At 30.2% G+C, this 24,557-nt stretch carries 16 protein-coding genes and 1 riboswitch; of the genes, 1 reads left to right on the top strand and 15 read right to left on the bottom strand.

What is annotated here, in order from left to right; translation table 11 throughout:
- Window position 1 precedes the first annotated feature (1 nt).
- From BN2409_RS03375 to BN2409_RS03335, 9 genes are all read right to left on the bottom strand, one after another.
- Complete coding sequence (locus tag BN2409_RS03375; RefSeq protein WP_053955261.1) at window positions 2–970, bottom strand: AAA family ATPase; 969 nt, start codon at window positions 968–970, stop codon at window positions 2–4.
- The gene (locus BN2409_RS03370; protein ID WP_053955260.1) at window positions 957–2,462 is read right to left on the bottom strand and encodes a hypothetical protein; all 1,506 of its coding nucleotides are present in this window, start codon (window positions 2,460–2,462) and stop codon (window positions 957–959) included. Before BN2409_RS03370 ends, BN2409_RS03375 begins: the two co-directional genes overlap by 14 nt.
- Window positions 2,459–3,142: a hypothetical protein gene (locus tag BN2409_RS03365; protein WP_053955259.1), complete on the bottom strand. Its 684-nt coding sequence runs from the start codon at window positions 3,140–3,142 to the stop codon at window positions 2,459–2,461. Before BN2409_RS03365 ends, BN2409_RS03370 begins: the two co-directional genes overlap by 4 nt.
- Before the next feature lie 8 nt (window positions 3,143–3,150).
- The gene (locus tag BN2409_RS03360) at window positions 3,151–5,130 is read right to left on the bottom strand and encodes a hypothetical protein (RefSeq protein ID WP_053955258.1); all 1,980 of its coding nucleotides are present in this window, start codon (window positions 5,128–5,130) and stop codon (window positions 3,151–3,153) included.
- Between the two features lie 13 nt (window positions 5,131–5,143).
- Window positions 5,144–6,244 carry a DUF4430 domain-containing protein gene (locus BN2409_RS03355; protein ID WP_053955257.1) on the bottom strand — a complete coding sequence of 367 codons (1,101 nt, stop codon included), beginning with the start codon at window positions 6,242–6,244 and terminating at the stop codon, window positions 5,144–5,146.
- 150 nt (window positions 6,245–6,394) lie between these two features.
- A riboswitch (cobalamin riboswitch) is annotated at window positions 6,395–6,559 on the bottom strand.
- Window positions 6,560–6,962: 403 nt separating this feature from the next.
- Window positions 6,963–8,474, bottom strand: coding sequence for a C69 family dipeptidase (locus BN2409_RS03350; RefSeq protein WP_053955256.1), 1,512 nt, complete (start codon window positions 8,472–8,474; stop codon window positions 6,963–6,965).
- Window positions 8,475–8,592: 118 nt separating this feature from the next.
- On the bottom strand, window positions 8,593–11,286 hold the full coding sequence (locus tag BN2409_RS03345; RefSeq protein WP_053955255.1) for an MASE3 domain-containing sensor histidine kinase: 2,694 nt from the start codon (window positions 11,284–11,286) through the stop codon (window positions 8,593–8,595).
- A gap of 413 nt (window positions 11,287–11,699) precedes the next feature.
- On the bottom strand, window positions 11,700–12,887 hold the full coding sequence (locus BN2409_RS03340; protein ID WP_053955254.1) for a pyridoxal phosphate-dependent aminotransferase: 1,188 nt from the start codon (window positions 12,885–12,887) through the stop codon (window positions 11,700–11,702).
- 16 nt (window positions 12,888–12,903) lie between these two features.
- Window positions 12,904–14,301: an oxaloacetate decarboxylase subunit alpha gene (locus tag BN2409_RS03335; RefSeq protein ID WP_053955253.1), complete on the bottom strand. Its 1,398-nt coding sequence runs from the start codon at window positions 14,299–14,301 to the stop codon at window positions 12,904–12,906.
- Window positions 14,302–14,507: 206 nt separating this feature from the next.
- On the opposite strand from BN2409_RS03335, the gene BN2409_RS03330 reads away from it, so the two are divergent.
- Window positions 14,508–14,936 carry an Lrp/AsnC family transcriptional regulator gene (locus tag BN2409_RS03330; protein WP_053955252.1) on the top strand — a complete coding sequence of 143 codons (429 nt, stop codon included), beginning with the start codon at window positions 14,508–14,510 and terminating at the stop codon, window positions 14,934–14,936.
- A 43-nt stretch (window positions 14,937–14,979) separates the two neighbouring features.
- Here the strand turns inward: BN2409_RS03330 and BN2409_RS03325 are convergent, their stop codons facing one another.
- The 6 genes from BN2409_RS03325 to BN2409_RS03300 form a co-directional block, all read right to left on the bottom strand.
- The gene (locus BN2409_RS03325; RefSeq protein WP_053955251.1) at window positions 14,980–15,444 is read right to left on the bottom strand and encodes a ferritin family protein; all 465 of its coding nucleotides are present in this window, start codon (window positions 15,442–15,444) and stop codon (window positions 14,980–14,982) included.
- Window positions 15,445–15,526: 82 nt separating this feature from the next.
- Window positions 15,527–18,169 carry a cyanophycin synthetase gene (gene cphA, locus BN2409_RS03320; protein WP_053955250.1) on the bottom strand — a complete coding sequence of 881 codons (2,643 nt, stop codon included), beginning with the start codon at window positions 18,167–18,169 and terminating at the stop codon, window positions 15,527–15,529.
- 26 nt (window positions 18,170–18,195) lie between these two features.
- Window positions 18,196–19,014: a cyanophycinase gene (locus tag BN2409_RS03315; RefSeq protein ID WP_053955249.1), complete on the bottom strand. Its 819-nt coding sequence runs from the start codon at window positions 19,012–19,014 to the stop codon at window positions 18,196–18,198.
- A 140-nt stretch (window positions 19,015–19,154) separates the two neighbouring features.
- Window positions 19,155–21,071: an OPT family oligopeptide transporter gene (locus tag BN2409_RS03310; RefSeq protein WP_199872911.1), complete on the bottom strand. Its 1,917-nt coding sequence runs from the start codon at window positions 21,069–21,071 to the stop codon at window positions 19,155–19,157.
- Window positions 21,072–21,398: 327 nt separating this feature from the next.
- Window positions 21,399–22,712, bottom strand: coding sequence for an aspartate kinase (locus BN2409_RS03305; RefSeq protein ID WP_053955248.1), 1,314 nt, complete (start codon window positions 22,710–22,712; stop codon window positions 21,399–21,401).
- 94 nt (window positions 22,713–22,806) lie between these two features.
- A complete protein-coding gene (locus BN2409_RS03300) occupies window positions 22,807–24,465 on the bottom strand; it encodes a glycosyl hydrolase family 18 protein (RefSeq protein ID WP_053955247.1) in 1,659 nt (552 codons plus the stop codon).
- Between the last annotated feature and the right edge of the window lie 92 nt (window positions 24,466–24,557).

The following is a 24,557-nucleotide window of genomic DNA, read 5'->3' as shown; positions in this document are numbered from 1 at the left end:
ATTACTTCACCTTCTTTATAATTTCTATAAGGATCTCATCTGTACTTACCTTATCTGCCATTGCTTTAAAATTTAAAAACATTCTATGTCTTAGACAAGGTAATGCTACATGATATAGATCTTCTAATGAAACATGATATCTTCCTTCTGATAATGCTTTTACTTTTGCTGCTGAAATCATAGATATGATTCCTCTAGGACTTGTTCCGCACTGTACATATTCTTTTACGATATCTATATTGGTTTGGTCTGGATGGGTACTCATTAAAAGATCAATCGCTTTATTCTTTATATTGGCTGCAATAGGAACTTTTTTCGCTGTATTTTTCATTTCTAAAAGATCTTCTTTTGTTGCTATTTTTTTTATTTCTAAAGATTTTTCTCCTGTGCTAATATCGATCATATGAAATAAAGCATCCTTTTGAGGCAATGATACATTTAATTTAAATAAAAATCGGTCTAATTGTGCTTCAGGAAGAGGATAAGTTCCTTCCATTTCTAATGGATTTTGAGTAGCCAGTACAAAGAAGGGTTCTTCTAGGATATATGAGTTTTTTCCTACTGTTACAGTTCTCTCTTGCATAGCTTCTAAGAGTGCACTTTGAGTTTTAGGGGTAGCTCTATTGATTTCATCTGCTAAAAGAAGGCTTGTAAAAATAGGACCTTTTTCAAATTGAAAGGATAACTGATCCTTATCCTTTCTTACGATTTCTGCTCCCAAAATATCTGTTGGCATTAAATCTGGAGTAAATTGAATCCTTGAAAATGGAAGGTCTAAAACCTTTGAAAAAGTTTTTACTAAAACTGTTTTTCCAAGACCTGGAGCACCCTCCATCAAAATATTTCCTCCTGCAATGATTCCTATTAAAACATTTTGAATGATCTCATCTTGTCCTACAATTTGTTTTTTCACTTCTACTACAATGTTTTCAAAATCATTTGCAAAATTTTTCATATTATTTTCTTCCATCTTCTTCTCCTCCATTTAGCTTCTTAAAATATTCAAGCACCAATTGTTTATGTTTGATAGGAATTGTCAATTTTTCTACATAATCCATTTGAGTATTTTTAAAATCTCTTTCATATCCCTCTAAAGAAACTTCTTCTCCCCTTTGAGAGGATACTTCTTCTTTTTTTCCATCTTTGATGGCTCCCCCATCATTCCACTGTCCTTTTAAATAAGAAGAATCTCCTTTGTTCTCACCAATTCTTGTAGACTGATCTTGTCTATTTACTTTTCCTTCTAAAGCTTCTCCTTCACTTCCATCTATTTTATCTCCTCCAACACCACTAGAGCTTTTCATAGACTGATTTCCCATATTTCCTAGAGCTAAAGCATCTGATGAATTTTGGCTTAATTCTCCATTTTGTTCTTCTTTGCTTTCTCCCTTTGCAAAATCTGATAATTTTTCTTCTCCACCATTTCCTTTAAATCCTTTTTCTCCTTTTGCCAATAATCTTTCCTTCATAGCATCAAGCTTTACATCTAAAGATTCTTTGACTTCTTGTGATTTCTTACCATTTTCTAATGCTTTTGCAATTTCTTTTCCTGTATTATTTTTTTCTAAAGCTGTATTGATTTTTTTTAATTTTTCCTTTTGATCTTCATTTTTTGTTTTCATCATATTTTTTATATTTTCTTTTATTTTCTCTTTTTCATCTTTAGAAAAATGAGTATTTTTTATATTTTCTAAAGCTTCTTCATGATTTTTGATCCACTGACTTTGAAGCTTTTGTTTTGAAGAAATTCCATCCAATATTTCTGATATAAATTGATCATCATTTTCATTTTCTATTTGCTCTTGAATGGAAGAAATATGAGCTGCTCCACTTTCATAATCATAAGAATTCTCAAGTTCAGTTTGTAGCTCTTCTAGGGACGTGATCATATTCTTTGAAGGATTCTTTTTTTTTATTTTCTCCTTTAATTCTTCAACTTTTTTTGCTTCTTCTTTTAATTCTTTATGAATATTTTCTTTTTCTGATGCTATTTCCATAGAAGAAGAAGGTATAAAATAAATTCCTATAGATAAACTAATCATAAGAATGCTTGCTAAAATTACTTTTGCAGGTATTTTTATTTTATATTTTTCTAAAATAGGAAAATCCTCCAAAGCTTCTTTTACTTCTTCTATAAATATTTTTATGATACAATCTTTTCTTTCTTTGTATTCTACATAGGTTAAAAATCTTTCTTGAAAACCTAATTGATCTCCTATAGAAGCTGCTTCATATAAACTTGGCTTTTTTAGTATTCCAAACAACAGCCCTCCAAAAATAAAAATACTCATAACGGCCATAGCTTTTTGAAAACTATATACAATAGGATAAAAATGAATGACAATCATAAAAATAAAAAAAGAAATACTAAATACCCCTAAGCTAAAAATCAATGATTTTATAATTCGGTCGATCCATATTTTTATTCTTAGTTTTTTTAAAGTATTCTCTATTAAATTCATTGTCTACACTCCCGAGGCTTTGATATATTCATAACAAAAGTCCATAAAGCCCAGAATATATAAAATATATATATTGGTGTAGCTCCCATTTGGTTTCCTCCTCCAACTTGCATATACAAAGTACCTACAAAGCTAAGTATTGGATTTAAAAAGAAATAAATAGGTATATCTTTATCATAAACAGTAGTTAAAACCAAACTTGCATATTCATAGTAACAATACAATAATATACTGCTCACAATAATAAGCATAAAAATAAATATCATCATAATAAAATTTTTCCATACAATTGGTATTTTCATTTGTGATATTCTCTTTTTTGTACTAATCAATCCAATTCCCCAAAAGATCTCCATAAATAAAGGAAGAAATATATTTTGAATCGTAATTTTACCACTCATAAAAATAGTTAACAAAATAGGTATAATAGAAAATGTAAAAATACTTATTTCTACACAATTTTTAATAAAATCTTTTTCATACTCCCATACTAAAAGAATCCCTGTATACAATAAAAAAGAAAAAATCATCAAATATAGATATGCTCTTTCATAAATTTGTATTTCATATGTATTTCCTATAATATTCATAAATAAATATATGATCCACATAATACTCATCATCAATACATAAAAAAGAATCATTCCTTTTTTATATCTATTTATATTCAAAAGTTCCATTTTTTCACCTACCTTATCTTTCCTTCTAATAAAATTTGAGGAATAATCATTCTTGCATCACCCTCTGCTTTTATCTTTAAAAATCCTTTACGGATATAATTTTGAAGATTTTCTTTGTTGAAACTTGTATTTGTTAATAGCTCCCATTGATGGATAGAGAAGTTATAAACCATAAGCTTCATCTCTCCACCTTCTTGTTTTGTAGTAAGTTTTATTTTTTCTACTAAAACTTCTGAAGGAATGGAATAATAAATTTCTAATGGTGTATTTTCTAATAAATATTCTTTCCTTTCCATCATTTCACTCGTAAAGATAGGTTTGATCATTCCTGATGGTATATGTACTTTGTTTTTAAAATTCACATTTACAGGAAAAACATTACAAATTTTATTTTTTATTTTTTTATTTTTTTTATTAATGGATATTTCTTCTTTTTCATTGCTAAATCCAATTAACTTTCCACTACAAGGATCTTCTATATTATAAAAATAATAAGAAAACATTTCTTTTTGATCCTCTTTTAATTTTGCTTTTTCATAAATTTTTTCAAGATAATTATAATCTCCTAAATTTTTTAACTCATGCTTTAAAGTAATATCTATTTTTTTATTTTCTTTTCCTTCTAAATTTCCTATGGGTATGATACTATCTCCTATTACAAAGAAAGTATTTTCTAAAGTCTCTGGAATAGGATTTTCAATGTTTGCACTTATTTTATCTTTACCTATAAATTCAATAGAAATATTGCCTATTTGTTTCCCCTCATTTTTTTCTTCATATAAAATGCATTCTACTTCTTTCTTTTTAGGGAAATTTACATTCTTTTCTATAGGATCTATTTTATAATTTTGTCCGTCTATTCCCTCTATAAAGAATGCATCATGTTTCAATTGAATAGGATCTTTTTGAGCAGGTGATCCATATAATAAATCATAAGTTCTTACTATAGGATCATGAACACAAATAGACGCTTTCATCCACTCATCCTTTTGAAAACCTCCCCACCAAGATAAAACATAAAAAAGAATGGAAAATCCAAAAATAGTGATGGTAAAAATCCATTTTTTATTTTCTATATATATAAATATAGCTAAAATGATAAGATACATGAAAAGTCCTATAAGTAAGAAAAGTGCTGTTTTTTCATTTGGTTTTTTCATTTCATCCACAACTGTATAAAGATTCATACTGTTTTGTATTCTTTCTTCCATAGAATCTTTTTTTACTATTTTTTCTATAAAAGTATCGTTTATATGAGAATATAAAGTCTTTTCAAAGGATTGAGCATCTTTTATATTCTTTATTGGAACTACAAAACCTTTTCCCACTTTAGTAGGTTCTTTTAAATTTGAAAAAATTCCTGTTAAAGTCTTATAAGAACGCTCTCCTGTTTCAATGAATAAAGTATTTCCACTTGAAATCCAATTTTTCAAAAGATTCTGTTGTTGATTTGTAAGATTTTTTGTATTGTAATTGTCAATTACAATCAATGAAATAGAATTTAAAATATCTTTATCATTTAATTTTTTATGTAAAGAAACAATTTGGGTATTTTGAAGAAGTACATCATCTTTATATTCTTTTAGATAATGGTTTGAAAAATCATCACTCAAAATACCTATAAACGCAGTTTCTGTAGGCAACACTTTAATATTTTTTGATTTTTCTTCTAGTATTTGTCCATTTTCTTCTATACTTGCTTGAATCTTTTCCTTTCCATTCCATATAGGAATAGAAAAGAAAAATTCTTTTTTACTATTTGGAGACAACTGAATAGGGTGATGATACACCCTATTCTCTGTTTGTATTTTTAAATTTCCATCTACATTTGTTTTACTTTCCACTTGTATTTTCACAGGCATCATGGTACCTATTTTCCCTTTTCCATCGAAGCCTGCATCTATTTTTATATCTATATTTCCCTCAGCTTTAGATGAAAAGGAAAATATCAACATCCACATCAAAAAAACACAAATACTTTTTTTCACACTTTCACTTCCTTTAGTTGATATAAGGTATATTTTCTACTCCCTTATTAGAAATAATAGCACTAAAATGCTTATCTAGACTTTGAGGTTTATTAATCATTACATTTACTGCATTTTTAACACTTTGATCATCTGTTCCTGTAACCATCCATATAGGACATGTGCTTCCTATTCCTGCTGCATAAGCATAAATGGCTCCTGCATGATCATAAGAAGTGATTGCTTTTCCTTTAAAATTTAATCCCTTTAATTTTCCTTTTTCAAATTTTACATAAGTTCCTAATAATTTATTTTTTGTATTGATATCTTTTACTACCTTACTATTTTTAGATAAATCATTCCATTTTCCAATCAATATATAATATTTTTTAGGCTTATTTAATTTGTTAGGATTATACGCTGCTAAATCAATTTTTTTGACTCCTTGTTTGAGTAAACTATTTTTTAAATTTTGTGCATCCTTTTCGTATCCCTTTGTATACATAATTACAGTTCCTGGATTTTTACCTCCAAACCCACTTTTAAAAGGCTGTGGATAAGAACCAACCACTGCAGGAGCAAACATAGTAGTACCCCAATCATGATAATCCCACCAAATTACATCTCCCGGTTGAGGTCTATATTCGGCTACTCCTATGGGAGCTAAAATTCCATTGACCCAATAAAACCAATCTATCTTTTGTCTATTTTTTCCTGTAAAGAAAGTAAACTTAGACTCTACTCCATTAATGGCATTTACAAAACCTCCACCATAAGCTGTTTGAATGTCTAAATTTCTAAAAAGTACCTCCATACCTACTTCATCTTTTACAAGTCCTACATTTTTAGAATACATTTTTTTATGTCCAAAATCTCTCGTAACTACTAAATCTACATGGTATGGACTACCTATATCCCCAGACGCTTTAAGATTTTGAGAATTTTGATTAGCTGGTCTTCCTTCTTTGTATTTGATCTCTCCTTGTACAGGTCCTTTATATCCTGTATAAGTTACTCCATTTATTACAACTGCATCTGACTTTTTTTTCCCCTTTAGGGCATCTGAAAAGTCTACAGATGAAGTAAATATCAATGCTGCAATAAGTACAAAAATAATACTTCTCAATTTTTTCATACTAAAACCTCCTTTAAATAATAAAAATCCTCTTCCAACTCAGAAGAGGATTTTTTAGAAATGAACATGTTGCATTTTTCACAATGAATACTTAATGATCAAAACAACATTTTAATTTTCTATATACCTTCTTTTCCTCTAAGTCGGAGGATCTGAAAATATGTAATAACAGGTCTTCTGGCTTTCGGGTCATATTCAAAGTAAACCTTCCCATCTTTCGACAGTGGCATTTTTTACTTTTCATCGCCGATTACAGCTACGACTATAGCAAGGGCATCTCACCCTTTTCCCTAAATTATTACATTTATATATATTTTTTTACCGTCGTTTTTATTATAACATGTATTGTAACCTTGTCAACTTCATCCATTACGTCCATATTTTCGTATAACCAATGATCAATTTTAATATATTGACAAACTATATTTTAGCAAGGTCATAAAATTCGCAAGCTCATGGCGCCAACGAAATCTTTTCATTTCATTCAAGATTTCCGTTGCTTAGAAATGAGGAACATTTATTGAGAATTTGTGAAAATATAGAATAAGTGAGAAAATAGTTAGCATTACACTGTTTGAGCATAGCGAGTTTGTAATGCCATTTTCGATCGTTTCTTTATATTTTCCAAATTTGAAAATTGGTTACGTTTTTTATGACTTTGCTACAAACTAAAGGGACGATTTTCATCGTCCCTCTTGTTTGTTCCATATGTCACTTTTTATTTTGCAGCTGCAACATCTTCTAATGTTTTTTGTACTGCAAATGGACCTCCTAATTTTTTAGCTGTACGGCCATTACGATCCATTATGAAATACAATAATTGATCATAAACCATATCTGCATCTTCACAAGCTTTCTTTGCAATATCCATATGTAATTTTGTCACATAACTCTTAGCAGCTTTTGGATCTTTTGCATAAAGCTCAATCATCTCTTTTTCTGCCTTTGCCATATCTGCATATAATTTTTCTTCATATGTTTTCCAATAATTTTTTACACCTTGTCCATAAAAACTTCTATTTTGTTCTGCCAAAGCACAAACTCTTTTGAATTTCCAGTATAAACCATCATAGTTTGGTGTTTCACCATCTACTTTGTAAGCAGCATAAGTATCTTGGATTCCACTAAAGCTTGGAAGGAATACAGAGTGTTCTGCATTACCAAGAGCAAGCCATTGTAGTGCAGAAATTTCAGCTGGATAATTGTCTTTTACTTGAATAACGTGTATTTGAGATTGACGTTCTACACCAATGACACGAAGGTCTTTGTTTTCTTTAAGAGAAGCATCATATTTTGTACCTTCATAACGATTGCGTAATACATCCATCACTTCTAGAGCAGAAACTTTTTTATCTGGATTGTAGAAAAATGGATAATATTCATCTGTTTTATATTCTCCTACACTAGATGGTGCCAATAAACGATGTCCCATCCATGTACGCATATTAGAATAATCTTCTCTTGGTTCACCAAAAGTTGCAGCAAGATGCACCTTACCATCGACTTTTTTTGTCCATCCATTTTTATCAGCAGTTGTAAATAAATCCTTATGGAACATTACATTCTCTATATCACTTGGATCTACTGTTTCAATCATGAATTGATTTCCAAAAACTGCAACTTTATCTGTTGGCATTTTTTGAGCAGCCCATAAATGTCCACTGTATACTTCAAATACCCAAGCCTCTTTTTGATCTGCAAGCATTACTATATTTCCTTCTTCTGAACCATAAGTTTCAACCATTTGTGCTAAAAGCTTTACTCCTTCTTTTGCAGTCTTAGTTGTTGCAGCTACGATTCCAGGAATAACAGCTTCACGTAAGCTTCCTTCCACATATGGGTCTACTGTCAAAACGTTTTCCTTTGGAGAAGCAGATACTGTTGCACTAATGCTTAATCCATATTCATTTGTACAAGCACCAAAATATGGTCCATCTCCACAGTTTGAAGAATCGGGAACAATCGTATACTTGTAAGTAGTTGCTGGTAATTTGTAAGAAAATCCGTTTGCATCGTCAATTGTACGACCAGGTACATTTTCCACTCTATTTACTACTTTAAACATCTTATTGTAAGCACCTGTACCTTGGTCCTCACTTCTTGCTAAGATTGTACTTCCATCTGCACTTACATCTTTTCCTACATAAACTGCGGTACAAGCAAATGCACTAGTGCTACTTAAGATTAATGCCATAATCAGTGTACATGTAATGATTTTTAATTTTTTCATACTTTACCTCCTTTAAGCATTATTAGAATATTTTGCTATTCATGTATATTATAGCACCATCCTAAGTAATTCACTAGTCCAAATTATGTTTCAATTTTTTAATATATTATGTTATCCATCAACTTACATATATATCTGAAAATTCTATATGTATTCTTTCTGTATAAGGTTGTGCAGTATTATTTCTTAAACTTTCATCTTTTTTCACATCTACCCTATGATCTAAAAACTTAATCATAAATGTAGTTCCCTTTCCTACCTCACTATTTACCCAAATACTACCTCCCTGCATTTTCACCAAAGATTCTACTAAAGACAATCCTATTCCGCTTCCTTCATGATTTCTTCTTAATGATTTATCTACTTGCTTAAATCTTTCAAAAATAAGTTCTAGTTGATCTTTTGGAATACCAACCCCTGTATCTTTCACTTCAATTAAAATTCCATCTTTTTGATCCCACACATTTACATAAACATGTCCACCAGGATTTGTAAACTTTACAGCGTTAGAAAATAAATTTAATAAAATTCTTTCTAAATTGTCTGGATCGCAAGCAATGATTTTTTCTTCTATGTCTGTATCAAATTGTAGATGTATTTTTTTTTCTTTCATATATTCTACTACAGATAAAGTAATTTCTTCTACAATACTGACAATATTATAATTTTGTATATCTAATTCAAAATATCCTGAATCAATTTTTGTAATATCTATTAAATTGTTGACCAATCTTAAAAGTCTATATCCATTTTGTTTTAATACCTTCATTCTTTTATTGACTATTTTCTCATTAGTCCATATATCTTTATTTTTAAAATCTAATTCTAAAAGTTGAATACTGCTAAAAATTAAATTTAGAGGCGTTCTTAATTCATGAGATAAATTTGCAAAAAATTCTGTTTTGATTTTGTCTTGTTCTTCCGCTTCTTGAATTCTTCTTTTTAAGGCTTCTGCATTTTTTCTTTCTGTAATGTCTCTTATAATACTTACATACTTTGTTTTTCTATTGATGCAAAATGGAATAAGTTTTCCTTCTACATCTATAACTTCTCCATTTAAGCGAACAGCCTTTTGTTCTAATAATGGAACATTATTTTTATGTAAAACTACTTTTTGAATTCTATTTTGAACAGTATCATAATAATCTTTATAAATAAAATCATGAATATTTTTTCCTATGAGTTCATCTTTGCTGTTTGCCCCAAATAATTTTACGGAAGCTGTATTGACAAACTCAATTTTGCTATCATCACAAATTGCCAAACCATCTGGTAAAAGCTCTACCAATTGGCTATACCTTTCTTCACTTTCTTTAAGCTCTAACTCCATATTTTTTCTCTCTGTAATATCTGAGATTACACCAATTAACCCCTCTCCTTCCCCTTCTAAATTGGTGTACACTGCTTTATGAAAAATTACATACTTATAATCTTTCTCCTTATTGTGAATTTTTGATTCATAAATCTGTACCCCACCCTTATGAATCAATTCTTCATCCATATGACAATAAATATTTGCTATATCTTTATAAAATAAATCATAAGTTCTATATCCTATAATTTCTTCTTTTGTCAATCCCATTAATTGTTCAAAACTTTTGTTACATCCCAGATAAACTCCTTCTTTGTTTCTATAAAATATAGGATTGGGAATGGTGTCTATCAACATATCCATAAAATTAATATGATCTTTTAGCTGTTTTTCTATTTTTTTTCTCTTTTGAATATTGATGACCAAAATTCCTATAAAAAATATAAGGATCATGAATATATACATCAATATATAATGAAAAAGATCCTTATCTATAGAATAAGTAGGTTCATTAGCTACCTGACTTCCTTTTGGTACATCATTAGAATCTATGTTAAATTTCTGCATTTCATTATAATCAAAGGTCCATTGATTTTCCGTTATTTTAATGTTCTGAATATCGTTTGTGTCTTTCCCATTTATAATTTCATCCACTAATTTTGCTGTATCTACCCCTTCATCTACTCCTTCTATTAAAAGTCCTCCCATAATACCATGATTTAAAAAAACATCCCAAAAACTGTAAATGGGAATATTAGAATTTTCTACCATTCTATATATTGCATCTATAGGCATAACATTTCCCACTTCATTTCTTAAAATAGGATACATAAAAAATATAATACTCTCTTTGGGTAATCCTTTTACATTTTGTACCACTCTAGAAATTTCTGTATCATCCCAAATTTGAATATTCATATTTTGGCATTGTGTCATTGTATTTATAATTTTTTCTTTATAATCTTTCCCACGATCTGTCTGATCTGTAATAAAAACTATATTTTTAGTATTGGGATGAATTTTTAAAACTGTATCTATACTTTTTTTTATATTGATTTTTTCAATAACTCCTACACATCCATTATCTTTTAAAATTTTTTCATCATATCCACCGCAACATACTATAGGTGTATTGATAAATAACTCATCTTTATAATCTTGTAAAAAATGAAAGGCTTCTATATCTGTAGCAATAATAGCATCAAACTTCATATGTTTGTATTTACTTTTATAAAATTCTGATAATCTATGCACAAACATCTTACAAGGATGTCTTTTAATATCCATATATTCTATAGACAATTCTATATTACTCTTATTTTTAATAAAAAAAGATTTTATTCCATTCTCAACCTGATCTGTCCACTCATAGCCCCTATAATCAGAATGTAATAGTAATACATTTTTTGGAGGTACTTGATTTGCATATGTAAAATCCAATAATAAAATAAAAGCAAAAAAAGCACAAAAAATAATAGATACTATTTTTTTACTAATCATATGGCTATTCATCTCCCTATTCCATTCTTTTTTATCTCTTTACCCCATTACTGTATTCTACATTTTTATACCATAAACCTTTGATGAAATAGCACTTTTTTTGTCAAACACTACATTTTATTCCATATTTTTATTAATTCTTCTCATAAAACACAAAATCATCCTTTTGGATGCTTTCAGACTAAAAACAAACTATATTTTAGCAAAGTCATAGAAATAAGGAACATTTATTGAGAATTTGTGAAAATATAGAAAAAGTGAGAAAATGGTTAGCATTACACTGTTTGAACATAGCGAGTTTGTAATGCTATTTTCGACCATTTCTTTATATTTTCCAAATTTGAAAATTTAGTGACGTTTTGTATGACTTTACTACAAGCAAAAAGCATCCTTTTGGATGCTTTTTGTAAAATCTATTGAATGGCTTGTTGTATTCTTTTTAATCCTTCTTGAATATTTTCAAGTGAAGTTGCATAAGAAAGCCTTATATATTCATCAGCTCCAAATGCCACTCCTGGAACTACTGCAACATTTACCGTATCTAATAAATACTCTGCAAAATCCATAGAGCCATTTATATGATATCCTTTGAAAGTTTTTCCAATTATCTTAGAGATATTCACCATTACATAAAAAGCTCCTTCTGGCTTTCTACAAGATAAATCCTCAATAGAGTTTATCTTTTCTACCATATAATTTCTTCTTTCTAAAAAGGATTCTACCATTTTAGAAATTGGTGTTTGATCTCCTTGTAGAGCAGCAATACTTGCATATTGAGCCATAGTGTTTGGATTAGATGTGGCATGACTTTGTATATTGGTAATAATTTGTGCAATTTCTTTTTCACAAGCTAAATAACCAATTCTCCATCCTGTCATAGCATAAGCCTTAGACATACCATTAACTACAATTGTAAGTTTTTTAATTTCATCTCCTAAAGACGCAATACTCATATGACTTCCTTCATAAATTAATTTTTCATAAATTTCATCAGAGATCACATAAATATTGTTTTTCACTGCAAAATCTGCAATCATTTTTAATTCGTCTTCTGTATAAACAGTTCCTGTAGGGTTGTTCGGACTATTTAAAATAATTGCCTTTGTATTTGTTGTAATCACATTTTCTAAGCTTTCTTTTGTATATTTAAACCCATCTTCTTCCTTTGTATGTACCAATATAGGAGTAGCATCTGCAAGTTTTACGAGTTCTGTGTAACTTACCCAATAAGGTAGTGGTACAATTACTTCATCTCCTGGATTACATATAGCTTGTAATGCATTGTATAAAGAATGTTTTGCTCCATTAGAAACTACAATATTTTCACTTTGATAGATCAAATGGTTTTCTTTTTTAAATTTTTCACAAATGGCTTCCTTTAACTTTGGAAGACCTGATGCTGCTGTGTATCCTGTCAAACCTTTTTCTAAAGCATCCACAGCCGCCTCTCTTATATGTTTTGGAGTATTAAAGTCAGGTTCTCCAGCTCCAAAGCTCACTACATCTATCCCATCTTCCTTCATTTTTTTTGCTTTTGCTGTAATAGCTAATGTAAGAGATGATGAAATGCCCATATTTTTTTTAGATAAACCAGTTTTCATAATAAATCCTCCTTTATTATACAGGATAAGTTTTTTGTTCTATATCCACACACGCACTATCTATTTTATACTTTTTCGCTTGTCTGTACTTAAAATATTCCATAGCTACTTGTGGAAACATGGCATAAGAAAGTATATCTTCTTCTTGTTCTAAATATTCTTTCATTTTATTTTTAATCTCTTCTAATTCAGGCTTTATTAAATCTGCCGGTCTACAAGTAATCACTTCTTCATCTCCAATGATTTTTTGGATGATTTCTTTTTTAATTGGCACTGTAGATCTACCATACATTCCTCTTACATAAGCTTTTACTTCTTTTGGAATCATTTTATATCGTTGACCTGTAATGACATTAAGTACTGCTTGAGTTCCTACAATTTGACTTGTTGGTGTTACTAAAGGTGGATACCCTAAATCTTCTCTTACTCTTGGTACTTCTTTTAAAACTTCTTCAAATTTATCTAGTGCATTTTGTATTTTAAGCTGAGATACAAGATTAGATAACATTCCTCCTGGTACTTGATAAATAAGTGTATTAATATTTACACCTAAAACTTTTGGATTCATCAAACCATTTTTTAGACATTCTTCTCTTAAAGGTCTAAAATGTTCTGCAATTTCATTTAATTTTTCAATCTTAAGACTTGTATCATATTCTGTTCCCTGTAATGTTGCAACTAATGATTCTGTAGGAGGTTGACTCGTTCCCATAGAAAAAGGAGATATGGCAGTATCAATAATATCTACCCCTGCTTCAATTGCTTTTAAATACATCATACTTGCAAGTCCACTAGTAGTATGAGAATGAATTTCTAGAGGAATCTTTACAGCTTTTTTGAGTGCACAAATCAACTCATATGCATAGTAGGGAGTCAAAAGACCTGACATATCCTTAATGCAAATAGAGTCTGCACCCATATCCTCCATGTCTTTTGCAAGATTTACATAGCTATTTGTTGTATGAACTGGACTAATGGTATAAGAGATAGCTCCTTGGGCATGAGCTCCTTCTTTTTTAGTAGCATCCATAGCAACTTTTATATTCCTCACGTCATTTAATGCATCAAAAATTCTTATAATATCAATACCATTATAAACTGCTCTCTTGACAAATTCAATCACTACATCATCTGCATAATGCTTATATCCTAAAACATTCTGACCTCTTAAAAGCATTTGAAGGTTCGTGTTTTTTACTTTTTTTCTTATGATCCTAAGTCTCTCCCATGGATCTTCATTTAAAAATCTAAGGCAAGTGTCAAAAGTGGCTCCTCCCCACATCTCAAGTGCATAATATCCTACTTGATCTAACTTTTCTAAAATAGGTAGCATATCTTTGGTTTCCATTCTTGTAGCAATCAAAGACTGATGTGCATCTCTTAATATGGTTTCTGTAATTTTGACTTTTGTCATACTTTCCCCCTACCTTTCAAATTTTCATTTATTTCAATATTTTATCTATACATTTCTTCAAATTTATTGCAAAAGTATCTATTTACTATTATTCTATCAATGGGCTAGATCTATGTACAGAGATGATCAAAAGTGTTATAATAATATTACTTTATAATGATAGTTTAAAAATCTTTTAGCTTAATTTTTTTAAGTGGGGGTAAATTATGGATGCTACTGACTTAAAAATATTACAAATTCTTCAAACAGATGGAAGAATATCTATGAAAGCTCTGGGAAAAACAGTAGGTTTAACTTCTCCTGCTGTATCAGAAAGGGTCAAAAGATTAGAAGAAAAAGGTATAATCACTGGATATAGAGCTATGGTCAATCCTCAAAAGCTAGATAAAAATATTCAAGCTTTTATTGATATATCCATGGCTGCAGATCAATATGAAAAATTTTTAAAATCTGCTCAAAATACACCAAGCATTATTGAATGTCATCATGTAACAGGTGGAGACTGTATGACTTTAAAAGTTTTGGTCAAAAACATGGAAGAACTGGAAATTTTAATTGATGAAATAAAAAAAGTAGGAAATACAAAAACATCTATTATTCTTTCTACGCCTATAGAACATAAAATAATTATATAATATTTGTATAATAAAAGAACCTCTTTGACAAAAAGGTTCTTTTTCATTTTTTTACAAATCTTTGAAGATTTTCTACATGCTTTTTTTCTTCTTCAATAACCCTAGATACCACTTGATACGCTTGACTTTTCATATCTTCTTTTTTTCTGACCAATCTTCCTTGAATATCTACAAGGACTGCTACATTTTGTTTTTCAAACTCTAGTGCAAATTCTAATAATTGATATGTATTTTCTGTATTTGGAGAATCTAGCTTGTGTTTAAATTTGTTTAATAAAAATGATACTTTATCATAAATATCAAAGTCTACTTCTTCTGTTACATTTTTTAATTCTTCCTTTAAGCTTTCATAAAATAAAATATGTCTCTCTTCTTCTTTTTTGAGTACCTTTGCGATCATCTTTATTTTTATATCTTTACTCATATTTCCTATGTCCTCATACATATCTCTTCCATTTTTCTCAATCTCTATAAATTTTTCTAATATATCTATAGCTGTATATCCCATAGGTTTCCCCCTTTCACCTATATGGTTTTTTCTATATTTATCCTTATTTTTAAAAATTACACAAAATAAAATATTAAATCTTTTAATGTGTAGCTAAAATTAATTCCTTATACAAAGATTTCTCATGCTTTTTCTTATATTCCTCTATCTTATCTATGATTTTTTCTCGATCTTCATAAAATACTACAATCATATCTCCTTTTTTTGCTAGATTCATTGCCTTTTCTAAAGCTTTTTCTTCTACTAATTCAATATCTATATTATTTTTTTTCATTCCACCTTCTATGCATCCTTCATATAAAATATTTGCAACTTCTCCCTTTTCTCTTCCTCTTAAATCTCTATCTTCTTTGATCCATACAAAATCAAAATTTGCACCAGACAATTTTGCCACTTCATGAATATCCTCACTTAATCGATCTCCTGGCACTCCTATTACACCTATTAATTGATTATATTTCATTTTCTTTAAGCTTTCTATGGTTTTTTTATATCCATCATAATTATGTCCATAATCTACAATAACTTTGAAATCTTTTATAGGATAAACATTAAATCTTCCGGGATTATCTATTTCGTCATTTTTAAAAGAACTCATAGCATTATAGATAACTTTAGTATCCATTTTTAAAGCACAAGCAGCAGCTATAGCGGCTAAACTATTTTCAATATTATGGATCAGTATTCCTCCATAGGTAGCTGGAATTTCTTCTATATTCATAATTTTTATCTCTTCTTTTTTATGAAAGAAATAGATGCTTTTATCTCTTATATAAACAGCTTCTCCTCCATTTTTTACATGTTCTTTTATATGTATATTATTTTCATCCTTTGAAAATAGAAGTACATTTCCAAACACTCTATCTTTTATCTTCATACAATATGGATCATCTCCATTTAAAACTCCATATCCATCTTTTTTGATTGCTTCTACTACCAAGCTTTTAATATTTGCTAGATCTTCTAAATCCTCTACTCCATCTAATCCTAAATGATCATTTTCAATATTTGTAATCACCCCTACATCCGCAAGATCATATCCTAATCCCCGATTTACAATTCCTCCTCTTGCAGTCTCCAGTACGGCTGCTGTAACATATTTATTCATCAAAACTTTTTTTGCACTTTTAGGACCTGTTGTGTCTCCCTTTTCTATACATTCATCTCCTATATAGATTCCTCCTGTAGTCGTCATTCCTACATGATGTTTTGCATGTTTTAGAATATTTCCAATCATTCTAGTGGTTGTAGTTTTTCCATTGGTTCCTGTAACAGACACAACAGGTATAGAATATCCATTTTGTCCTTCAAATAAGGACTTGATAATTTCTTTTGCTACATTTCTTGGCATTCCAGCAGAAGGATAATGATGCATCCGAATACCAGGAGCAGCATTTACTTCAATAATTGCCCCTTTTGTTTCTTCCAATGTTTTTGTGATATCTGTAGTTGTCACATCTATCCCTGCTACATCTAAGCCTATAAGATCTGCTGTTTTGATACAAATCCTTTTTATTTCTTCATTGACCCATTCTGTCACATCAATTGCTGTTCCTCCTGTACTTAAATTATCATTTTCTCTTACATAAACTACTTTATTCAAAGGAGGAATATCTTCTAAGCTTTGTCCACTTTTATGTAAAAAAAGAAGTAAAACATCATCTATTTTTATCTTTGTTAAAGGCTTCTCATGGCCTTCTCCTCTATTGGGATTTTGATTTTCTATTTCTATCAACTCTTGAATAGAGTGAATTCCATCTCCAATTACATGGGCAGGCACCCTTTGAGCCACTGCAACTACTTTATTTTTTACAACTAATATTCTATAATGCTTTCCTTTAATATATTCTTCAACCAATGCACAAGAATGATGCTTATTTATTTTTTGAAAAGCTTTTAAAACCTCTTCTTCATTTTTTAAATTTAAATAAACATTCTTCCCTTGATTTCCGTTGTAAGGCTTTAGTACTACCGGATATCCTATATCTTTTGCCATTTGTAAAGCTTCTATTTTTGTATATACAACAGTTCCATTTGGAACAGGAATATTATTTTCTCTTAAAATTTCATTGGTAAGTTCTTTGTCACAAGATATGTCTACTGAAATACAGCTTGGTTTTTCTGTTAGAGTCGCTTGTACTAATTTTTTCTTTGCTCCATATCCAAGCTGCAAAATACTTCCTTTTCCTATTCTTATAACAGGAATCTCCATCTTTTTCGCTTCTCTTTGTATTGCTTTTGTACTGGGTCCTAACTCTATCTCTATAGCTTTATTTTTGATATTCTTAATTTTTTCATTTAGATCTATCACATTTCCATCAAGAAGTCCTTGAATAAAGTCAAAAGATAATTTACCCGCTTCTAAACCTGCCACTTCATTTAAATATTCAAAAATAATATTATAAACACTTTCCTGACTATCTCTTCTGGCTTTTCCATAACAAATAGAATAGCCCATTAAATTTTGAAGTTCAATAGATACATGCTCCATCACATGAGCTAGATAAGTTCCTGTAGATAATCTTTCTACAAACCCTCCTCTATATCCTTTTGAACATTTATGCTCCCAAAGCGTTGGTAAACTTTTGAGTAATTGATCATTAAATCCTGATATTTGGCAGGTTGGTATACAATAGAAATTTTCTAAATCTACTGTCATCTTAATAACAGGTTGATGACTATATGCATTTCTTCCTTGTAGTTTTCTTATACTGATGATTTTCATTTTGTTCCCTCCAAGTATTCCATACCTTACCTTTGTTTTTTATTAAGAATAGGTGTATTTGTAGAAAAATCATACCGATATCCATTTGGAAGCACATGAACAGTCACATTGGTGATGGCTAATGGATCGTCTGGATATTGTTCTGATGTATTGGTATAAGTAATATTTCTACCATCAATGACTGTTACAACTCCTGATCCTACTACCTCAAATACATTAGTATGATTTAAAAGAATAGCTGTATTTTCATCTATTCCAATTCCTATAGAATGTGGATTTTGAGCAATAGCAGCAAGCAGTCTTCCTATTCTTCCTCTTTGATTAAAATGCTGATCTATAATTACTCCTTCTACAAGTCCCATCCCTGGAGCCATCTTGATTGTACATCTACTAGGAGCTTCCTCATCTTTTCCTTCTACTACCATAATCTCACTCATCATAGAAGCTCCAGCACTAGTGCCTGCAATAATTTTCCCTTTTTCTACAATCTCATGTAATAATTCATGTACAGTAGTTCCCCCTAAAATACTAGAAATCCTTAATTGATCTCCTCCAGTAAAAAAAATACAATCTCCTTTTTCTATTTCCTCTTTTATTTTAGGATCATGTGTATCTTCTCTATTTGTTATATTAAGAACTACAGTTTTTTGTACTCCTAATTTTTCAAATACTTTCACATACTGTTCTCCTACCTCTTTAGGTTCTTCAGTAGCTGTTGTAATTACAACCATTCTTTTCTCCTTCTTAGGTATACAATCTACAAGCTTTTTAAGAATGACCTTGTCTGATGTTTGGTCTTCCGCTCCTCCAATAATCATCAAATAAGTATCTTTATGATACTTCATTATATTTTTCCTCCTATAGCCTAAATCTTTCATATATTTTTATAAAACTTACTCTTAGTTTATATACTTATTTATTATCTACAATACACTCTAAAATATACATATATTGTAAATAAACAAAAAGGAGATTTCTCTCCTTTTTAATACTCTACTTTTTTTCCAAAGCTATTTTTCACTAGAAAAAAAACTAATACTCCAAACATCAATATAGATCCATATTTTCCTAAAACTTTATGTCCTATTGATAATTTATTGGCTAATGTAACATCTCCCACTTGAATACTTGCCAATATGGCCAGAAATATTCCTGTAAGACCTTCCCCTGCAATAAGTCCTGAGGCATACAATGTTCCTCCCTCTGTTTTTTCTTTTAATACCATTTTAATTTTTTCTCTTTTATTTAACATTCCTCGAATCAATCCTCCCACCATAATAGGAGTACTCAAATGAATCGGAAGGTATAATCCTACTGCAAAGGGAAGAACAGAAATTCCTAAAATTTCCACAACCATTCCTGCTGCAACTCCTGTAAAAAACAATGGCCAAGGAAGATTTCCATTCATAATCCCCTCTACTACTAATCTCATTAAAGTAGCCTGTGGAGCAGGAATCTCCTTTGACCCAAACCCAAATGCATAATTCAAAAGAGTCAAAATCATTCCCATTACAAGTCCTGCTGCAATCACTCCAATTAATTCTCCTATTTGCTGTTTCTTGGGAGTTGCCCCCACTAAAACACCTGTTTTTAAATCTTGAGAAATATCGCCTGCAATAGCTACTACGATACAAATAATACTTCCTATAATTAGTGCCTCTGTCATACCTTCTTGACCAGTTATGCCTAATTTTTTAAATATAAACGTAGTAATTAAAAGACTTGCAATCGTCATTCCTGATATGGGATTAGAAGAAGTTCCTATAAGTCCTACTAATCTTGCAGATACGGTTGCAAATAAAAAACTAAAAATCACAATCAATGTTCCTCCTACAGCTCCTACAGGAATAATTGGAGTAAATATAATCAGAAGTACCAAAATACCCATACTCATTAATACAAAATACATAGATAAATCTTCATCTGTCCTTTGAATCACTTGTTTTAAAGAAGGAGTAAACCCTCCTAAAACATCTTTAAATGCATCAATCGTTAGAGGAAGAGCTTTGATCAAACTCATAAATCCTCCAAAAGCTACTGCCCCTGTTCCTACATATCGAATATAATAATCCCAAATTCCATAAGCTCCTAAATCTTGTATAGGTTTTATAGCAGGGTAAATGGGTACATTCATAAAATCACCTAAATAAGAAATAAGAGGTATAATTCCAAGCCATCCAAGGATGGCTCCTGCCATCATATAAGAAGAAATTTTAGGTCCGATAATAAATCCTACCCCTAAAAGAGCAGGATACACATCCATACCTATAACTGCATTTTTTATCCCTGAAATTTTCCATTCTATAGCTCCTGGAAACAATTTTATGCCATCTACAATAAACTTATATATAGCTCCTATTCCCACTCCTTTAAGAACAGTCTTTGCATTTGTACCTCCTACTTCTCCTGCTACTAAGACCTCTGCACATGCGGTACCTTCTGGGTATGGCAAATGCTCATGTTCTTCGATCATCAAAAACCTTCTTAGAGGAACCATAAGCAATACTCCTAAGATTCCACCTACTACTGAAATAATGGTAATTTTTTTCATTGTAGGTGGCTCAATTCCCATTTCATTGGCCCATATGTATAAAGCAGGGATGGTAAAAATCACTCCTGATGCTAAAGATTGCCCAGCCGAACTAATAGTTTGTACAATATTATTTTCAAGAATAGAATTTCTTTTTAATATTCCCCGAATAATTCCCATAGATATTACAGAAGCAGGAATAGATGCACTCACCGTCATACCTATTCGAAGCCCTAAATATGCATTGGCACTGGCAAAAACAATAGAAAGAATAATGCCAATCCAAACTGAAGTCCATGTAAACTCACTCATGCTCTTATTTGCTGGAACATAGGGAGTAATATTACTCTTATTTTCTTTATTTCTTAACATCATCCCCTCCCCTTTCTCTATTAAATCCACATCATTATAATATCAAAATCATAAACATTTTCAATAAAAAGGGCATGATAAATATCATGCCCAGACTATTGATAATAGCATAATGTAGCAAAGTTATAAAAATAAGGAACAATGATTGAGAATTTGTGAAAATATAGAATAAGTGAGAAAATCATTAGCATTACACTGTTTGAGCATAGCGAGTTTGTAATGCTATTTTCGATCGTTTCTTTATATTTTCCAAATTTAAAAATTTAGTGACGTTTTTTATAACTTTGTCTACAAGGTCGGCATGATAAATATCATGCCCCTTTTCTATTATTCTACAAATCCATGATATATAGCTTCTACAGCTTTTTCAAAATCATTTGTTTCAACACCTACAATAATATTCATCTCACTAGATCCTTGATCAATCATTCTTATATTTACATTGGCTTTTGCTAAAGAGCTAAACAATTTTGCAGATACACCCCTTGAATAAACCATTCCATCTCCAACAGTTGCAATTAGTGCCATATTAGGATGTACTTCTATAGAATCTGGACTACATTGTTCACGGATTTCTTTTACAAGTTTATTTACCTTATTTCCTAAATATGCATCTTCAATGACAATAGAGATGGTATCAATTCCAGATGGAAGATGTTCTACTGGCACTTGATTTTCTTCAAAAATAGAAAGAAGCTTTCTAATAAAACTAATTTCTGCATGCATTCTATTTTTTTGTATAGCAATCACTGTAAAATCTTTTTTTCCAGCAATTCCTGTAATTGTTCCTGGAGCAGAATCCTTTTGATTTACAATCAATGTTCCAGAATTTTCTGGTTCATTTGTATTTCGTACATTGATAGGAATTCCTGCTTCTTTTACAGGAAATACAGATTCTTCATGAAGCACTGTAGCACCCATATAGGAAAGTTCTCTTAGTTCTTGATAAGTAATGATCTTTATGGGTTTTGGATTGTTTACAATTCTTGGGTCAGCCATTAAAAACCCTGAAACATCTGTCCAGTTCTCATAAATCTCTGCCCCTACTCCTTGGGCAATAATAGAACCTGTAACGTCTGATCCTCCTCTTGAAAAGGTTTTGATTTCCCCATTTGGCATAGCACCATAAAATCCTGGAATCACTGCTTTTTCATGTTGTAATAATTTTTCTTTGATTTGTTTTTGAGTATTTTGTTGATCTAAATCTCCATATTCATCAAAAGCTATAATTTCTGTTGCATCCAAAAAAGTATATCCTAAAAGCTCAGATAAAATAATCCCATTTAAATATTCGCCTCTACTCGCCGTATAATCTACAGATGCACCTTTTGAAATCTTTTCTTTGATTTCTTGTAAATAAGGTTTTAAATCTATAGATAAATTTAATTCCTCTACAATTCCCAAGTAACGATTGTCAATCATATCAAACATTTGATCAAAAGGTACAGAATGTTTCACATGAGCATGACAAAGATATAAAAGATCTGTTATTTTATAGTCTTTTTTATCTCTTTTTCCAGGAGCAGAGGTTACTACATATCTCCTATTTTCATCACTTTCTATAATGTTTTGTACTTTTTTAAATTGATTTGCATCTGCTACAGAGGATCCTCCAAATTTTGCTACCTTTAATCGCATCATCAAAACCTCCCACATAAACTATGAATAAATATTAACATTATAAATTGAAAATTTTTAAAAGTCAATATTTCCACAAAAAATCCGATAGACTCATCTATCGGATTTTTAGCTCTGTATCTATAATATACCATATATTTTCTGTTTCAAAACCTCTTCTCCAATTTCCAATTCCTGCAAGATTATAAAATTTTATAATATCTGTTCTCATTTTCATAGAAGTTTCATCTTCTATCCAAATTCTATGCAAAGCATTTTCTTCCATGTATTCAATATAATTTTGTCCAGTCTTTAGATCATAAGTTTTTATAAGTCCATACTGGTCAATAATTTTGTTCACTGTATCCATAGAAGCAGCCTTTGATTTTACCTTCATTTTTGTTGGATCTTCTATCGTAGGTGTCTCTGTCCAAATTCTTGTATAAGAAGGAACTCCTAATACAAGCTTTTGAGCTGGTACATCTTCTAAAAGTCCTTCTACACCCTTTTGTACCCAATTTTTAGATGCTACTGAACCACTTACAGGACTAGATGCCCAATGTTCATCATATGCCATTAAAATCATATAATCTATCACTTCTCCCAATCTTTGTCGATCATAAAATAATGACCAATTGGAACTTCCTCCCTTTACAGTCACATCCATAGATATTACTAAATTTTTATCATGTAAAACAGCTGCAAGCTCTCTAATAAACATGACAAGGTTGTCTTTATCTTCTACATACACATTTTCAAAATCTACATTAATTCCATCTATATTATTTTCTTCTACTAGCTTTACAATATCTTTGATGGCTTTTTCTTTTCCAAAAGGATTATTAAAAAATTCATGAGTTAATTTTGGATCAAAGGAATTGCTAAAGAGAGCCCAAACTTTATATCCTCTCATTTTAGCCCATTGTACATATTCTTTGCTAATATTACTATTGATATTTCCATTAGAATCCTTAAGAGATAGCCAAGTAGGAGATATTACATTGACTCCCTGAAGACTTCCGATTTTAGAAGTATCAGGATTTTTTTTCATAACATGCTCCCATGTAAGTATAATTTTTCCGTCTGGCCTCCATATAGGTTCATGTTCCTTTTTCTCTTTTTGTATGGTTTGTCTATTTTCTACATCATTTCCTTTTATGTAACCTACTTTTCCTTTTGGAGTGAATACCTTTATCCATTCCCCTTCTTCTTTTAATACATCTATTTCATCTTCTTTGTTTAAAACATCTGCTGTATACGCCCATACCTTTGGTTCTACTCTTACATTTACAGATTCTTTTCCTACTTTTGCTGTATATCTATTTTCATATATACTTTTTAATATGACTTTTTTTGATTCCTCTAATATATTTGTTTGAATTCCCAAATATTCTTTGATAGACTCTATTGGAACAAAAGGTTGTCCATTTATGATTTTCATAGGAGGCATTTGAATATTTCCTTGTAAATTTACCGCTACATTTTGATCTTTATAAAATCGAATAGTTTTTTTAGGACCTGCAATCACAGCTGTTCCACTTAAATCATCATAACTTACCAAAAGATCTAATCTATCTTTTAAAGACATGAGTGGAATATATAAATTTTCTCCTACTTTAACAGGCTCTCCTTCATAAAACATCACATCATTTTTATGTACAATCATAATTGGAGCATCATTTTCCATAGAATCAGCTAAAGCATATCTTTGTGTCATAAACATTCCTACCATTAAAATAAAACATACCACAATAATTCCTAAATCTCTTTTCTTCACCCAACCACACCTCTCTTTGCATAAAAATATACCCTAATTATCCTATTAACCAAATCATAAAAATAAGGAACTATTATTGAAAATTAGTGACG

The sequence above is a fragment of the Inediibacterium massiliense genome (assembly GCF_001282725.1).
Lineage (GTDB): Bacteria > Bacillota > Clostridia > Peptostreptococcales > Thermotaleaceae > Anaerophilus > Anaerophilus massiliensis.
Note: the sequence above shows the minus strand (reverse complement) of the source record. Positions and strands in the feature narration are given on the sequence as shown.

Bases quoted from the DNA above. Each gene is read 5' to 3' on its own strand.
- BN2409_RS03375 (WP_053955261.1), bottom strand. From the start codon at position 970: ATGGAAGAAAATAATATGAAAAATTTTGCAAATGATTTTGAAAACATT.
- BN2409_RS03370 (WP_053955260.1), bottom strand. From the start codon at position 2,462: ATGAATTTAATAGAGAATACTTTAAAAAAACTAAGAATAAAAATATGG.
- BN2409_RS03365 (WP_053955259.1), bottom strand. From the start codon at position 3,142: ATGGAACTTTTGAATATAAATAGATATAAAAAAGGAATGATTCTTTTT.
- BN2409_RS03355 (WP_053955257.1), bottom strand. From the start codon at position 6,244: ATGAAAAAATTGAGAAGTATTATTTTTGTACTTATTGCAGCATTGATA.
- BN2409_RS03350 (WP_053955256.1), bottom strand. From the start codon at position 8,474: ATGAAAAAATTAAAAATCATTACATGTACACTGATTATGGCATTAATC.
- BN2409_RS03345 (WP_053955255.1), bottom strand. From the start codon at position 11,286: ATGATTAGTAAAAAAATAGTATCTATTATTTTTTGTGCTTTTTTTGCT.
- BN2409_RS03340 (WP_053955254.1), bottom strand. From the start codon at position 12,887: ATGAAAACTGGTTTATCTAAAAAAAATATGGGCATTTCATCATCTCTT.
- BN2409_RS03335 (WP_053955253.1), bottom strand. From the start codon at position 14,301: ATGACAAAAGTCAAAATTACAGAAACCATATTAAGAGATGCACATCAG.
- BN2409_RS03330 (WP_053955252.1), top strand. From the start codon at position 14,508: ATGGATGCTACTGACTTAAAAATATTACAAATTCTTCAAACAGATGGA.
- BN2409_RS03325 (WP_053955251.1), bottom strand. From the start codon at position 15,444: ATGGGATATACAGCTATAGATATATTAGAAAAATTTATAGAGATTGAG.
- cphA (WP_053955250.1), bottom strand. From the start codon at position 18,169: ATGAAAATCATCAGTATAAGAAAACTACAAGGAAGAAATGCATATAGT.
- BN2409_RS03315 (WP_053955249.1), bottom strand. From the start codon at position 19,014: ATGAAGTATCATAAAGATACTTATTTGATGATTATTGGAGGAGCGGAA.
- BN2409_RS03310 (WP_199872911.1), bottom strand. From the start codon at position 21,071: ATGTTAAGAAATAAAGAAAATAAGAGTAATATTACTCCCTATGTTCCA.
- BN2409_RS03305 (WP_053955248.1), bottom strand. From the start codon at position 22,712: ATGATGCGATTAAAGGTAGCAAAATTTGGAGGATCCTCTGTAGCAGAT.